Annotated in this window: 12 protein-coding genes and 1 riboswitch; of the genes, 2 read left to right on the top strand and 10 right to left on the bottom strand. The window is 40.0% G+C overall.

Annotated features, from left to right (window positions below):
* Positions 1 to 50 precede the first annotated feature (50 nt).
* Positions 51 to 2,066, top strand: coding sequence for an AAA family ATPase (locus MST18_RS07510; protein WP_180133390.1), 2,016 nt, complete (start codon positions 51 to 53; stop codon positions 2,064 to 2,066).
* 35 nt (positions 2,067 to 2,101) lie between these two features.
* Here the strand turns inward: MST18_RS07510 and uca are convergent, their stop codons facing one another.
* From uca to MST18_RS07470, 8 genes are all read right to left on the bottom strand, one after another.
* Entirely contained in the window at positions 2,102 to 5,707 is a 3,606-nt protein-coding gene (gene uca, locus MST18_RS07505; RefSeq protein ID WP_180133391.1) for an urea carboxylase, read from the bottom strand.
* A gap of 4 nt (positions 5,708 to 5,711) precedes the next feature.
* A complete protein-coding gene (locus MST18_RS07500; protein WP_180133392.1) occupies positions 5,712 to 6,362 on the bottom strand; it encodes an urea amidolyase associated protein UAAP2 in 651 nt (216 codons plus the stop codon).
* A 17-nt stretch (positions 6,363 to 6,379) separates the two neighbouring features.
* Positions 6,380 to 7,126: an urea amidolyase associated protein UAAP1 gene (locus MST18_RS07495; RefSeq protein ID WP_078193788.1), complete on the bottom strand. Its 747-nt coding sequence runs from the start codon at positions 7,124 to 7,126 to the stop codon at positions 6,380 to 6,382.
* A 29-nt stretch (positions 7,127 to 7,155) separates the two neighbouring features.
* Positions 7,156 to 7,270, bottom strand: a riboswitch (guanidine-I (ykkC/yxkD leader).
* Positions 7,271 to 7,540: 270 nt separating this feature from the next.
* Positions 7,541 to 8,386, bottom strand: coding sequence for a taurine dioxygenase (gene tauD / locus MST18_RS07490; RefSeq protein WP_180133393.1), 846 nt, complete (start codon positions 8,384 to 8,386; stop codon positions 7,541 to 7,543).
* Positions 8,387 to 8,416: 30 nt separating this feature from the next.
* Positions 8,417 to 9,283 carry a taurine ABC transporter permease TauC gene (gene tauC, locus MST18_RS07485; RefSeq protein ID WP_078193790.1) on the bottom strand — a complete coding sequence of 289 codons (867 nt, stop codon included), beginning with the start codon at positions 9,281 to 9,283 and terminating at the stop codon, positions 8,417 to 8,419.
* Position 9,284: 1 nt separating this feature from the next.
* Complete coding sequence (locus MST18_RS07480) at positions 9,285 to 10,070, bottom strand: taurine ABC transporter ATP-binding protein (RefSeq protein WP_180133394.1); 786 nt, start codon at positions 10,068 to 10,070, stop codon at positions 9,285 to 9,287.
* A 10-nt stretch (positions 10,071 to 10,080) separates the two neighbouring features.
* A complete protein-coding gene (gene tauA / locus MST18_RS07475) occupies positions 10,081 to 11,115 on the bottom strand; it encodes a taurine ABC transporter substrate-binding protein (protein WP_180133395.1) in 1,035 nt (344 codons plus the stop codon).
* Between the two features lie 181 nt (positions 11,116 to 11,296).
* Positions 11,297 to 12,190: a LysR substrate-binding domain-containing protein gene (locus MST18_RS07470; RefSeq protein WP_111884376.1), complete on the bottom strand. Its 894-nt coding sequence runs from the start codon at positions 12,188 to 12,190 to the stop codon at positions 11,297 to 11,299.
* Positions 12,191 to 12,443: 253 nt separating this feature from the next.
* On the opposite strand from MST18_RS07470, the gene MST18_RS07465 reads away from it, so the two are divergent.
* Complete coding sequence (locus tag MST18_RS07465) at positions 12,444 to 13,082, top strand: HAD family hydrolase (RefSeq protein ID WP_373692667.1); 639 nt, start codon at positions 12,444 to 12,446, stop codon at positions 13,080 to 13,082.
* An 89-nt stretch (positions 13,083 to 13,171) separates the two neighbouring features.
* On the opposite strand, the gene MST18_RS07460 is transcribed toward MST18_RS07465, so the two are convergent.
* Positions 13,172 to 13,489 carry a hypothetical protein gene (locus MST18_RS07460; RefSeq protein WP_111884393.1) on the bottom strand — a complete coding sequence of 106 codons (318 nt, stop codon included), beginning with the start codon at positions 13,487 to 13,489 and terminating at the stop codon, positions 13,172 to 13,174.
* Between the two features lie 223 nt (positions 13,490 to 13,712).
* Complete coding sequence (locus MST18_RS07455) at positions 13,713 to 15,212, bottom strand: succinate CoA transferase (RefSeq protein WP_171319206.1); 1,500 nt, start codon at positions 15,210 to 15,212, stop codon at positions 13,713 to 13,715.
* Positions 15,213 to 15,330: the final 118 nt, after the last annotated feature.

Here is a 15,330-nt window from a genome sequence, read left to right as displayed (position 1 = left end):
AAAAGCAGTGTTTTATTGCTAAGTTAGCTCCTATATTTAGGGGGTTTTTTATGACAGAAAAATTATATTATTGGGCTGAAAATTTAGACAATTATAGTTCTGACAATGATACTGACACAGATAATAAAGAAGTTATAGAAATTAAACGACTTAATTTTTTTATTGGTAAAAATAATGCAGGAAAAAGTAGATTTTTAAGAAATCTGTTTATTAGTAACTACCCTAGTGGCTTTTATAATTTTCCTGAACTATTAAAAAATTTAAAAATCTTAAAGTCCCGTCTACCAAAATTAGAGGCAGAATTCGTACTTAGTTCGAGTTATTCAAATTTAAAACATAATTTCAAAGATTTGATTCGAGATTTAGAAGAAAATAAAGTTAGTCAGTTGGTGTATCTAAATTCGTCTATTAAAGGATATATAGAAAGAGATGCCAAAATAAGAGGATGCTTTGAAGACTATAGTCTTTTCGAAATAACTGATGATCAAGTTACTAAAATTTCAAAAGTTTTCCAAAACCGATTTTATATACCAATCCTACGAGGTATGCGCCCCGTCACAGAACAACAAAATAGACAGCCTTATATTGAGCGTGCTCAAAAAGACTATTTTTTAGATAAAAGCAAATTCGATTCCAAAAATATTATTACTGGTGAATGTCTATATTATGAACTCAAAGTCCATTTATTAGGTGAACCTGAGCAACGTGATCTAATTAAAGATTATGAAGAAAAATTAAGTCAGTATTTTTTTGATAATGAACCTGTCACTTTAATTCCAAAATTCGGACAAGATGAACATGGTAATGAGATTGATGTAGTTCATATTAAAATTGGCTCTGATGCTCAAAGACCTATCTATGAATTAGGTGATGGCTTACAACAAGCGATAATCTTAACTTATGAAGCTTATATAAAAAGTAAAGACAAAGAAGGCAATCCAGAAACTCACGCATTTTTTATAGAAGAACCTGAATTGCACATGCATGCAGGTATGGTTCGTCAATTGATGAACTTTTATCTCAATGAAACACCTCATTATTATTTTTTTACTACTCACTCCAACCATTTACTAGATATGGCAGATGAATCAGACCAAGTCATGATTCAAAAGTTTGTAAAACAACCAAAAGAAAATAAGTCAGATGAATTTGATTTTAAAATTCATCGTTGTGACCGTGATCGGGATTTACTAGCTTCATTAGGTGTACGCCCTTCTTCTGTATATTTGGCTAACTGTACAATTTGGGTAGAGGGCATTACAGATCGGCTTTATATCACTAAATATATGGAAAAATATTTAGATGTATTAAAACAAGAAGAAGTTTTAAAAGTTGAAGGAAAACCTAATAATTTAGAACTATTTAAATTTAGATCATCAGATATTCAAAGATTAATGCCAAATTACCATTACACATTTGTGGAATATGCTGGTAGCAACTTAACGCATTGGGATTTTAGTGACGAATTTACTGATCATTTAGATGATTGCGGTATGAATGCGCTCTTAACTTCTAGTAGTGTGTTTCTTATAGCTGATGGTGATATTAAAACTAAAAATAAAGGAAAAAGAGCTACAAATTTAGAAGAAAAACTAGGAAACAAGTTTTTTCTTTTAGAGTGTAAAGAAACTGAAAATACTCTACCATCAAACATTATTTATCATGCTTGCCGTATTAAGTTTTTAGGATTAAATGATGCTTTTAATGATGATGAGACAAAAAGAAATGCTCTTTCCAATCATCTATCCATGGATGGTATGCGAGTAGAAACCAAAGAAGGTTTTGATATTGATACTCTTGTAGAAGAACAAGACTATTTTCATGAAAAAAATGGTATTGGTAAAATTATTGACGACCAAATCAAAGTCAGAAATGCAAGAACCACTGAAGATAAGCCTAAAAAATGTTTTTCTGATCAATCAGGGACAATTAAAGAAAAGCTCAAATTTTGTCGTTTAGTTTTGACAGTCATGGATCATATTGAATGGGAACTAACCGATTCAGCCAAGGAATTATGTGAAGAAATCTTTAAACACATTATTTCTGAAAATCCCTTACCAAATTAAAAGACCGCCTAAGCGGTCTTTTAATTACTATCTCATCAAGCCACTGGCGATAACGTAAACAACACCTGTCCCGTTTTCACTGTCTGCCCTTTTTCAATGGTAATTTCAGAAACCATCATACGTTCAGGCGCAATAATGGGGATCTCAATTTTCATCGCTTCAATCACAGCAAGCGTTGCGCCTTCTTCCACAATATCACCCGACTTGCATTCAATTTTCCAAATACTGCCCGGCATGTGTGATTCCACCGCACAACCACCTTCTGGAATTTGAATATCACTATCATTGGTTACAGCATCTAAGCTTTCAGAAACATATTCTGCAAGCCCAGCTTCATGCCAACGACGACGTTCTTCATCAAAATTGGCTTGTTGGATGGATTTAAATGCTGAGATAGATTCGGCATTTTCAGTCAAGAATTCATTGTATTCTTTTAGGTTCAATACACCTTCTTCTACACGGATTTTTAAGCGACCAGCTTTAAAGTCCTCACGCATTTGCATAAGCTCGGACTCAGAGACTTCATAAAACTTAATTTGGTCAAAGAAACGTAGTAACCATGGTTTACCTTGCTCAAAGTCGGCATTTTTACGGTAACGTGACCACATTTGTGTGGTACGACCGACAAACTGATAACCGCCCGGACCTTCCATACCGTACACGCACATATACGCACCGCCAATACCGACAGCATTTTCAGGTGTCCATGTCCGTGCAGGGTTGTATTTAGTCGTCACTAAACGCTGGCGAGGATCAAGTGGTGTTGCCACAGGTGCACCTAAATACACATCGCCCAAACCCATGACCAAATAACTCGCGTCATAAACCACATCTTTGACCGCTTGTTTGTCTTTTAAACCATTAATACGACGGATAAACTCAATATTGTCAGGACACCATGGCGCATCTGGACGTACCGTTTGCATATAGCGCTCTGTCGCTAGCTGGGTTTGTGAATCCTCCCAAGCGAGTGGTAAATACACAGTCCGTGACGGTACTTGCATTTGGGTCACATCAGGCAGTTCAGCTTCAGCGACTTGTAGCAAACGCAATAAATCCAATTGATCAAGCTTGATCGAATCAAAATGGATTTGTAGCGAACGAATCCCCGGTGTGAGATCAATAATCCCTGTGATATTCTGCTTTTGAACCCATTGCATGAGTGCATGAATACGGAAACGTAAGTTCAGATCTAAAACTAACTCACCATATTCCACTAACATGTAGTTATTGCCCGCAGGACGATACACCACATCCGGCAAGCCATTCTGACCTTTTAAAGTATCAAGCACCGCATTTTTTAAGGTGAAAAGTTCAGGATAAAATGACTCATCAAATGCCACAGCCTGCGTATCAGATGCTTCTAATTGCGTATGATATTTTTCATTTAAGAGCTTAGCTTGATGATAACTTACAGGAATAAATCTAACTTTGTCTCCTGCTTTCAATTGACCGAGTTTCCAAAGCTCAGAATTAATCACCACGGCAGGACAAACAAAGCCTCCTAAACTTGGACCATCTGGACCCAAGATAATCGGCATATCGCCTGTGAAATCAATCGCACCAATCGCGTATGCATTGTCATGAATATTTGATGGATGCAAACCTGCTTCACCGCCATCCTCTCGTGCCCATTCAGGTTTTGGACCAATCAAACGAATACCTGTACGGCTTGAGTTAAAGTGAATCTCAAAAGTATTGGCAAAGAAGGTATCAATGTCTTTTTTAGTGAAAAAGTCTGGTGCACCATGCGGGCCGTACATCACCGCAATTTCCCATTCATGACTAAACGTTGGCACTTGTTCAGGCGCAAGCACTGTCACTTGTTCAGATGTAAATGCAGTGATTGGCAACATATCTCCAATCAATAAATTACGACCGGCATGACCGCCAAACTGGCCTAAGGTAAAGGTCGCTTGTGAACCTAAATATTCAGGGACATTCAGACCACCTTTAATCCCGATATAGGTGCGACAACCTGTGGCGATTTTGCCACATTTTAGAATCTGACCTTTGCGCACATTCACGGTTTGCCACATTGGCACAGCCACACCATCAAGGGTTGATGGCATATCACCACCCGCCAATACAATTTGGCTATCGCAATGGAATTTTAAGGTTGGCCCTTGTAGGGTACATTCAAGCCCTGCAGTGTTATAGGCATTACCAAGCAACTGGTTTGCAACATTCAGTGATAATGGATCTATCGCACCTGAGGGTGGCACACCGACATCCCAATAGCCCAAACGCCCTGTGACATCTTGCACGGCGGTTTGAATGCCGGCTTGTAGCACTTCAATCTTTTGAGTTTTCCACTCAAAGGTATTTAAGAAGCGTGTGGTTTGTGTGCCGGCTTTAAACACTTCACAGTCGATGATGTTTTGTAGATATTCAAGATTGGTTTCAATCCCCGCAACAGAGGTTTTCGCCAAAGTATCGGTCATGGCTTGAATCGCAGAAGCTCGATCATCTGCAGTGACAATGATTTTAGCAATCATCGGGTCATAAAATGACGATACATTGGAACCTGTTTCCACCCAAGTTTCATTGCGTGCATTGGCATCAAAATCAACGTGCGTTAAAAGCCCTGCACTCGGTTGGAAGTTTTTAATTGGATCTTCAGCATATAAACGTACTTGAATCGAATGACCTTTAGACACAAGTTCTGCTGTTGGTACAACCCAATCACCACTACCGAGAGTGACCATCCATTCCACAAGGTCTACACCAAACACTTGCTCCGTCACGCCATGTTCAACTTGCAGGCGGGTATTCACTTCTAAGAAATAGAATTCCTGTGTGTCGGTATCCATCACAAACTCAACTGTACCTGCCGAACGGTAACTTACCGACTGCATCAGCCCAATCGCAACCGATTGAATATAGGCACGTTGCTCATCATTGATATGGGGTGCTGGCGTTTCTTCCACGACTTTTTGGTTTCGGCGCTGCACCGAACAATCACGCTCACCAAGTGCTAAAACTAAGCCCTTGCCATCACCAAAAATCTGCACTTCGATATGACGGGCATTCTGTACAAATTTCTCTAAATATAAACCTGCGTCTTTAAAGTTGGCTTGGGCAAGATATGACACTGTAGAATAAGCATCTTTCAGCTCTTCTTCATTCCACACCAAACGCATACCAATACCACCACCGCCCGCGGTACTTTTCAGCATCACAGGATAACCAATACGATTGGCTTCAAGCAGTGCTTCAGCTTCATCTGCCAAAAGCTGACTACCGGGAAGAAGTGGTACATTGGCTTGAATCGCAAGTTCGCGCGCCGTATGTTTTAAGCCAAAGGATTTCATTTGCGCCGAATTTGGCCCTAAAAATACAATGCCTTGAGCTTCACAGAGATCACAAAATTCAGCATTTTCAGACAAGAAACCATAGCCTGGATGAATCGCCTCTGCGCCTGTTTGTTTCGCGACTTCTAAAATTTTATCGACATTTAAATAACTTTGGCTGGCAGGACTATCGCCAATAAATACTGCTTCATCGGCTAAGGTCACATGCAAAGAATCACGGTCTGCTTCGGAATACACAGCAACAGATTGAATACCTAATTTCTTGAGTGTACGGATCACACGGCAAGCGATTGCACCACGGTTGGCAATGAGGACTTTATTAAACATGCTATTACTCCTCACCTTCACGGATGATCAATTGAATTTTTGTTGGGTTATAGGCATTACATGGGTTGTTTAGTTGCGGGCAATTGGAAATGAGGACGATTAAATCCATTTCGGCTTTAATCTCGACATATTTGCCTGGTGCAGAAATACCGTCATCAAATTTAAGATGACCCTCAGCAGTCACAGGAACATTCATAAAGAAGTTAATATTTGGACCGATATGGCGCACATTTAAGCCATGTTTTTTGGCAATCGGATGTTGCGACAGAGCAATCATGAAATTATTACGGCAACTGTGCATTGGGAATTTGTCATGTGCATAGCGAACAGTGTTGCTTTCACATGAACATGCACCGCCTAAGGTGTCATGACGACCACAGTTATCGTCATGGATGGTGGCAATTTTGTTGCCAAAGTTAGTGTATAGCGCTGTGCCTTTTTCTAAATAAATCTGCTGATTAATAGCCAATGTATCCGTAGCGCTATAACGCTCTTTAGGGTTTTGGCTTGAAATAAATAAGGTATCGACAGCTTGATTACCTTCGAGGTCAACGATACGGAAATATTGCCCTTTTTTCACTTCGCACATCCAAGCTTCGCCAGCCGGACATACCTGATCTAATACTGTTTTTTCTAATGTATGAAATACAGACATTTTAATTCTCCCCAAAATTAAAGTGCGCTAAGTGCGTAGTAACGATTGTTGTTTTGGAACGCACGCTGATTTTGCGGACATGAATCTCGGCAAATGTCGCTGTCGCCTAAAGATAGTGCTTTAAACAGTGAAAGCTGAACATCGGCAGGTGCATATTCAGTGCTGTTATCTAGAGCATGTGGTGCAGCAGATAAAAAGACCAAACAATCCATTTCAAAGCGAAGCTCAATGATTTGATTTGTCTTGTCCGTAGCAACATAGCTTAAGTTGCCGTTGTCATCAGGTTGAACTTTAGAGAATAAATTTAAGGTACTGCTCAGGTCAGTTGCAGATAAACCAAACTTGGTCATTTCAAGCAGTAAGCTATCCTTACCACTGCGGTACATATCGTTACGGGCATCTTGGAAAGTTTTTGAACCAAATTGTTGTTCGATTTGTTGTGCTGTACTTGGTGCACAAAATGCATCGTTCCAAGCGTGATCGTCTTTGACTATCGAGATCATGGCACGACCTAAATCCGATGCCAAAATATGACCTGTACTTAAATATGCTGTGTGTTGACCTTTGAGACTATCTGGCATGTTGTAGCGTTCAAGCTTATCTTCACTATTTACACAGTACAGCGCCACATTGGCATTTTTTCCAAGGGATTTAAGCTGTAATACTGCCCCACGCTGAATACGCGCTGACCAGTGGTGTCCGCCCGGTAAACGTTCAGTCCACAATGTTTGGTTGTTATGATATTCCGTTCTGTTTGAGCCCATTTTCTTCACCTCATGAAGGTTTAAAGACAATCTCCCGGGCTTTTATCCCTCCGTGTAGCTCTGTTTCTTACAAAACTAAGCCGTGAACTCTCGGTCTCAGACATATGTGATATTTCACATATCGGAACCCTAGATCACTTTATGATGTATGTAGAAAAGCAAAGGCTATGCCAATTTGGTATTACGGTTTTAAAAAATAGTAATACCGATCTTTTGACTGTATAGCGCTGCATGTAAATTCTTGGGCTAACACTTTTTTGCTCTATTATTGAACCTATGTGCATTTGAACGATGCATCATCCTTGTGCATTAACTGAATATTTTTGGGCTGTTTCTAAAAATTTATCTTTCAAAAAAGTAAAAGCCCAATATGGGCATTGGGCTTTTGCTGATTATTCAGGACTTTTTATTGCATTAACTGACTGCTTTATAAAATGGTACCGAGCCATTCACAGTTGCACGATGCATAATGCGGTGCGCATCACCATAGTCAAACAGCGCTTTGTGCTGCGTGCAGCGGTTGTCCCAAATAGCGACATCACCTTCTTGCCATTTCCAGCGCAAGTGAAATTCTTCCTTCACTGCATGTTCAAACAAGAATGTCAGCAATGCATCGCTCTCTTGTGCATTTAATTCATTAATTTGTGTTGTAAATCCCTCATTCACAAACAATACTTCAGCACCAGTTTCGGGGTGTGTACGTACGACCGGATGCACTACTGGCGGATTTTTACGGAAACTATTTTCAAGCCTTTCGCGGTCTGCTGCTGTTGTGCCAAAGCGCTCTAATGGAAAAGACTTACGTATATCATGTGTCGCTGTCAAACCGCGTAGTCGCTGTTTTAAATCTTTACTGAGCGCATTAAAAGCAGCTGTACCGCTGGCCCAGAGCGTATCCCCACCAAACTCAGGGATTTTAATCGCTTGCAGCACACAGCCCAACGGTGGTGTTTGACTAAAAGTCACATCGGTATGCCAAAGATCATTATCTCTTAAATCTTGTCTGTGGCTATCCAGTACAATCACTTCTGGCGCATCATCCATCGCAGGATAAATCGGATGAATATGCAAAGTACCAAAGGTTTTTGCCAACCTCACTTGCGACTGTGCGCTAAGCGCCTGCTTTCTAAAAAAGATCACTTGATGCTGCAATAGTGCTTGTTTTATTTCCAGCAGCACCGGTGTATCGGCATGGTTTAAATCGATACCTTCAATAACGGCGCCAATGTTTGGGTTAATTTGCTTCGCTTGCAATGACATAATCAAATCTTCTTCAATCTCTAAATCTATTTACAGCTGTTGGCCATACCAAGGCGCTAACTGCTTTTGCAGCCAACGTAAAAATAACTCAAAACTTACTGCGACAATCGCGATCACAATAATTCCAAGAATCACAGTATCAGTAATTAGGAACTGAGCCGCAGACTGCACCATAAAACCAATACCGCGATCAGCAGCAACCAACTCTGCAGCCACCAGTGTTGACCAGCCCACGCCCAAGCCAATGCGCACACCCGTTAATATGTGCGGCAAAGCTGTAGGTAAAATCACATATTGCAAAACCTGCAAGCGCGTTGCGCCTAAAGATAATGCTGCACGTTCACGGTTTTTTTGATGGCTGATCACACCATGCGCACTGCTAATAATAATTGGCGCCAAAATTGAAAAGAAAATCAGCAGCACTTTGGTGGTTTCACCAATACCAAACCAAATCACCAATAACGGTAAATACGCAAGCGGTGGAATGGGACGGAGTAGCTCCACAAGTGGATCAAATACAGCACGTACCCATTTGTTGAGTCCCATCCATAAACCTAAAGGCACACCAATCACAATAGCAGCAATGAGTGCGCTAAACACACGGCCAATACTTTCAGCCAAATGCTGCCAAAGCGTGGCTTTCATAAAACCTTGCTGGCTGACTTCAATAAACTTCTGCCATACCGCTGCTGGACTTGGTAAAAAAAGCTCAGGAATAATTTTCAAAGTGGTTACGACAAACCAAAGTACTAAAATGCTCAGCACGCTGCCGATGCTTACAATAAGTGGTAAATTTTTTCTAAATATAGAAGTAGAGGAACTTCTGTTTAATGTTGCTGCTTCTGCACGATTTTCGCTTAGATGAGCCTTATTTAATTTTTGAATTTGCGTATTCATATTAAGACTCCATCACATGTAATTTTTGCGCTTTTAAGCGTTCAAACAACATTTCACGCAGCTGAATAAACTGCGGATCAGACTTAATCGCTCGTATAGATTCGCCTTTACGGTAGCGCTCAGCAAAATCCAGCTTGAGCGTTTCAACAATCGTCCCCGGGCGCGCTGTCATCAGCACCAATTGATTGCTTAATAAAAGCGCCTCTTCAATATCATGGGTAATTAAAAAGAACCCTTTTTTCTCTTTAATCCATAAATTCAGCACAAACTCCTGCATGCTTTCTCGGGTAAATGCATCGAGTGCGGCAAAAGGTTCATCCAGCAAAATAAACGGTGCATGACTAATCAAGGCACGTGCAATACCGACGCGCTGTTTCATACCGCCTGAAAGTTCCCAAATATTGGCATTTGCCACATGCGACAAGCCCACAGTCCCTAAAATTGATGTGACTTGTGACTTTATCTCTGCACTTTTTAAGCCTTTTAATTTCAAGGAAAATGCTACGTTATCTGACACGTTGAGCCAAGGCAGTAAGGCATGTTCTTGAAAGACTACAGCACGTCTAGCATCTGAGCCAGTTAAAACTTCATCATCAATTTTGACTTGGCCTGCGCTCACCTGCTGAAAACCCGCCAAAATATTTAAAAGCGTCGTTTTGCCGCAGCCAGACTCGCCAAGTACAACCGTTAAAGTCGATTCAGGCACGTCCAAATTGATATTTTTTAGTACAGCCACCTCATTTTCTGGATAGGTCAGGCTAATATTTTCCGCTTTTAAGATACTCATTTTCACATCCTTAAGGCTGAACAAATAATGCTGTCACATTGCTCTTGTAATCGGCTTTGACTTTATCTACTTTGCCTTGGGCTTTTAAAAAGGTTGCTGTATCTAAAATATTCTTGGCAAAATCTGTGCTGAAACTTTGAGCTTGCTGCTGCTGGTTCAAATAAATATTGCCTGATAGCAGTAATGGAATATCTTTCGCATCAGAACCGGTTAATTGCGCAATGCTATTGATATAAGCTGTATTCGCTTCAAACGCTTTCTGATCTTGATTGTATTCATCTATTTTCTTTAAAGAAGTTTGAACGAAAGATTTTAAAAACTCTGGATTTTGCTCTGCAAAGTCTTTACGAACCACCCATACATCAAAGGTTGGTGCGCCCCATTCTGCAACTTGCTTAGAATCGGTCAGAACTTTACCTGTGGCACTCGCCTTGCTTAAAGAAGGTTCCCATACATAAGTCGCGTCAATATCGCCACGTTCCCACGCTGCTGAGATTTCAGGCGGGCGCAAATTAATAATTTTGACGTCAGACTCTGACAGATTCCAATGCTTCAATGCAGAAAGTAGGCTGTAATGTGCTGTAGAAACAAAAGGCACAGCAATGGTTTTACCCTTTAAGTCTTCAGGTTTTTCAATGCCTGATTTATTGCTCACCACTAAGGCTTCTGAAGCACCCAGTTTTGCTGCGATAAAAAACACTTCAATAGGTAAATCACGGCTGGCGGCAGCAGCTAAAGGACTGGTACCAATATTACCAATACCGACATCACCTGATGCCAAAGCATTTACAACGTCTGCGCCCGTATCAAATTTTTTCCATTCTATGGGCTGTTGGCTGTCTTTTTCATAATCGCCATTGGCCTGCGCCACTTTGCTCGGATCAACACCAGTTTGATAGGCAATAACTACCGCTTTCTGATCTTTTTGCGCAATTACAGCCGTTGAAGTGTCAGGAGTAGATTTTTTAGCTTGGAAATATACGAAAGCAGCGATCGCCACAATGACGATCGCCGTAATAATTAAAGGTTTAGATTTGCCGCTCATATTTTTTTCATAAAAAGTGATAACTGACTCACATACTAATCAGTCAGCTTTATGATGAAAAATAAGTTAATTGACAATATTTATCACAAAATTGCATTTATCGATTAGTGGAATACTTATGCTTTTATTCACTAAACGTCTAGCAATCAATTTTCTGCGCGAGATCTTTTAATGATATTTTTTACTTCACTAAGATTTCATGGAACATATGACGTAGCCATTGATGGCTGGTTTTATGATGGCAGGACATATGCCAATATTGCTTCACGCCATAGGTTGGAAATGCAATCGGTGCGTCAAATATTTTTAAGTTACCGCGCGAAAGCAATACTTCACTCAAGTAATACGGCACAGTAGCAATCGCATCAGTGTCTTGCACGACTAAGCCTACACCTAAATAACTAGGTAAACGCATCAAAATATTACGTTTTAAATCAAGGTTAAGCAGCTCATTTTCAATATGGTAATGCCCCATCCCTGCATCAATATCAATGTGCGACTCTGATAAATATTGCTCAGTTGTAATGGTGTCACCCGTTAATCGTGGATGATCCTTAGCTGCAATCACCACATAATATTGCTCAAACAGTTTTTGCTGATAAAAGCCGCTTTCCAAATGCGGTAAAAACCCCAATGCTAAATCAATTTCACCATTCGCCATCTGATAACTGGTTTCAGTGGTAATCGGGCGTACATTTAGACGTATTTGTGGCGCGTGTTTTTTTAGATATTGGCTGATTTTAGGCAATAAAACCAAATGCGAAACATCGGTCATGGCCAAAGTAAATTGTTGATCTGAAATGGCTTGATCAAAATTAATCGTAAAATTATTAATAGCTTCAACTTTACTCAAGGCTTCGCTGACTAAAGGAAATAATTGACGCGATAACTCCGTAGGCACCATTTCATTGCCGATACGTAAAAATAAGGGGTCGTTATAATGCTGTCGTATTTTATTTAAAATATTACTGACTGTAGGCTGACTCATCTGCAAGTGTTCAGCAGCTTGTGACACATTTTTGTACTTATAAACATGAAAAAAAATGCTAAGAAGTTTACAGTCCAATTCAAACACGAAAGATTTAATCCCTAATTAAATATTGCAAGTTATGCTGTGCATCATCTGCTGAATTATACAAAAAGCCAATAACGAAATATTACTTTTATTGCAGATGAAACGCCAGTTTAGCCTGCTCAGTTGCATTTGGCTTTTCAACACCCCAATCAGTCCGCATAATAGACCCAGCACGAATTTGGATATCAACATGCTTTAAGGAAAAAAACTGGTTTGTTTTGATTTAGATGGCACACTTATCGACTCTGTTGGCGTGTGGAATCAGGTCGACGCAGATTTGATTCAACAGTTAACTGGACAAACCATCCAACTGGGTTTAATTCAACGTGAACGTGACATTCAGCTGCAATTATTTAAAAATACACCAGACCCTTATTTAATGTACTGTAACTATCTAAAAGATACTTATAAGATTGAACAACACACAGCAGATCAAATCAAACAGCAACGATATGCCATTTCACAGCATTTTTTAGAACATATCATCTTGCTTAAACCACATGCAGCGTTATTTGTTCAACAGCTCATTCAGCAAGGCATTCAGGTGGCAATTACCACCACGACCAGCCTGCAAAATATTTATCGATATCAAAAAAATATTAACATTTATCCAAAGCTGCATTTTGAAAATAGTTTTGATCTGATCCTGACCCGTGAAAGCGTCAAAAATAAAAAGCCGCATCCTGAAGTCTATTTACAGGCGATTGAACATTTTGCAGTAAGACCTGAAGAATGTTTAATTTTTGAAGATTCGCTCATTGGTGTAGAAGCTGCAAATGCAGCAGGCATTGAAGTGGTTGCCGTGTATGATGCATATTCAGAGCACGAAATTGAGCAAATCAAAAATAAAGCGGATTATTTTATCCATGATTTCTCTTCGGTTCTGAACTAAGTTAAAGTAAATAAACGTTCGCTTAAAAGTTAAAAAGCAGCCCAACTTAGAGGCTGCTTTTGATATTTTTGCATCTATAGATAATTGATCTATTTTACTTTTTTATAAATGGATCCAGACCCAACTAAATTTCCAGTTTTTTCGTCAATCGCAAATTCAACAGCACCTGTCCCAGAGTTTACAGCCAGTAAACCAGATTCAGCGACAGATGCAGGTACAGGATTTTTCTTTTCAGATTTACCACTTTGTTTATCTTTTAAAGTATTGGTAATGAAATAGTTTTCACCATTTTTACTAATAATCAGCGCATTTTCAAGTTGCGGATCTACTGCGGTATTTTGCCATGTTCCAGCATAATCAGGCGCTGGACTTTGTTTACATGCAGTGAGGAGAACTGCGAACAACATCGCAGAAAATAATTGAATCTTTTTCAAAATACTGACCTTCTTTGTCAATGAGTTTTGCATTATAGAAAGCCTTGAAGAGAACTTAAGACCGTTCATGTTGTGCAAAAGTTGCAAACCAAGTCCTGCTGTTTTTCTTTTGTCATGTTTTGAAACATTTGTAGTTTTTCATAATAAATAAGCCCACTTGATCGTGGGCTTATTTAAATATTTTCAATCTTTAGATTTATACGATTTGACGCATTGAACCGGTTTCTTCAAAAGTGGCATGCCAAGACAAAGCCTCTTTTAAAATATGCGGCGTTTGACCACCAAGCTCACATGCGCGTTCAAAGTAGCTCAACAATGCTGCGCGATAATCTGGATGTGCACAGATTTCAATGACTTTACGTGCACGCTCACGTGGTGAAAGACCACGTAAATCTGCCAAGCCCTGCTCTGTAACCACGATGTCAACGTCATGGTCAGTATGGTCGGTATGACTCACCATTGGCACCACAGATGAAATCGCACCACCTTTTGCAATCGACTTGGTTACGAAAATGGCAATGTGCGCATGACGAGTAAAGTCTCCTGAACCGCCAATACCGTTCATCATTTTGGTACCCGTCACATGGGTCGAATTTACGTTTCCGTAAATATCAAACTCAAGCGCCGTATTAATCGCGATAATGCCTAAACGTCGAATGATTTCAGGGTTATTGGATAGCTCTTGTGGACGTAACACAATTTTGTCTTTGTACTGATCAAAATTGTTCATCACATGCTGTGCACAAGGCTCAGACAGCGTCATTGAACAGCCTGAGGCAAATTTCATTTTTCCAGAATCAATTAGCTGGAAAGTACAGTCTTGTAGTACTTCTGAATACATTTCCAAATCATGGAAATTAGAATGCTCAAAACCAGCAAATACAGCATTGGCAATCGAACCCACACCTGACTGTAGCGGGCCTAAATTTTCAGGCAAACGCCCTGCTGCTACTTCACCTTCAAAGAAATCAATCAGGTGCTGAGCAATCGCTAGGGTTTCAGCATCAGGTTCATCCATTTTAAACTGGGTATCTGGCAGATCATTCAACACAATAGCTGAAATCTTATCGGGGCTGACATTGATCCCAATCGTACCGATACGTTCACCGACCTGAGTCAGTGGAATTGGCCCACGGTTTGGTCGCGCTTTCGGCACATAAATATCATGTACACCTTCTAGCACTGGGTTAATCGTATTATCAATTTCAATAATCACATGATCTGCCATTTCAATGAAATTGGCTGAGTTACCACATGAACCTGTCGGAATAACTTGACCATCTTCTGTAATTGCAGTCGCTGCAATAACGGCCACATTAATGCGCGGTAAATTATGATGACGAATATTATCGGCCATTTCAGACAAGTGTTGGTCAATATACATGACCTCGCCAGCGTTAATGGCTTTACGTAAACCAGGATCTGCCTGATACGGATAACGACGTTCTATCGCATGCGCCGCATTGAGGCGACCATCGATACTATTTCCTAAACTAGCACCCGTTGCCAACGTGATACGAAGAGGATGTGAAACTGCATGATCTGCAAGTGCCAATGGAACCGTCTTTGCCTCACCTGCACCACCAAAACCACTTAAACCAACCACTGAACCATCTTGAATTAACTCAATCGCTTTTTCAGCAGACATTACTTTGTCGCGAAGGGAGAGTAAGCGAATGCGATCTAAACCATTCATAATTAAATCTCAAAAAATAAATATCTCAAAATAAACATCTTTTTTCGCCATCCCAGCGAACTGAGATAGCGTTTGTTATTGCTTATCTAAAAACGTACTTATCTAAAAGCTTACTTAT

It is taken from the genome of Acinetobacter sp. YH12068_T, assembly GCF_024606005.1.
GTDB lineage: Bacteria > Pseudomonadota > Gammaproteobacteria > Pseudomonadales > Moraxellaceae > Acinetobacter > Acinetobacter amyesii.
The sequence above is the reverse complement of the archived record's forward strand: the minus strand, read 5'-3'. Positions and strand labels throughout refer to the sequence as shown.